Origin of the sequence: Niveispirillum fermenti (assembly GCF_048066175.1) — a bacterium.
Taxonomy (GTDB): domain Bacteria; phylum Pseudomonadota; class Alphaproteobacteria; order Azospirillales; family Azospirillaceae; genus Niveispirillum; species Niveispirillum fermenti.
Genome location: NZ_JBLTXA010000140.1, coordinates 1 through 372, shown reverse-complemented (window position 1 = coordinate 372; position 372 = coordinate 1). Strand labels below are relative to the sequence as shown.

The following is a 372-nucleotide window of genomic DNA, read 5'->3' as shown; positions in this document are numbered from 1 at the left end:
CGGGGGACTATCGGGAATTTCGTGCTCGGCTGGGCCATAGTGATGCGAAAGGAGCTTCACGATGGCACGACGCAAGGACCCGATTATCCCCGATGTGCTTCTGGACCAGTTGCTGGCTGGCGGCGACGCGAAGGCAGCTTTTGACCAGAACGGGCTGCTTGACCAGTTGAAGAAGGCGCTGGCAGAGCGGGTGCTGAAGGCGGAGATGGACCATCATCTTGCCGGTGACGAGAGCGGCAACCGCCGCAACGGCTATGGCCGCAAGACGGTGCTGACGGATACGGGGGCAGTGGAACTGTCGGTCCCGCGTGACCGGGCCTCGACATTTGATCCGCAGTTGATCGGTAAGTATCAGCGCCGGTTCCCCGGGTT

1 protein-coding gene is annotated in these 372 nt (G+C 61.8%); it reads left to right on the top strand.

The annotated features are described in order from the left end of the window. Nucleotides 1-61: 61 nt before the first annotated feature. Nucleotides 62-372: transposase (locus ACM9LZ_RS26055; protein ID WP_416622405.1), on the top strand; the 311-nt coding region annotated here is incomplete at its 3' end.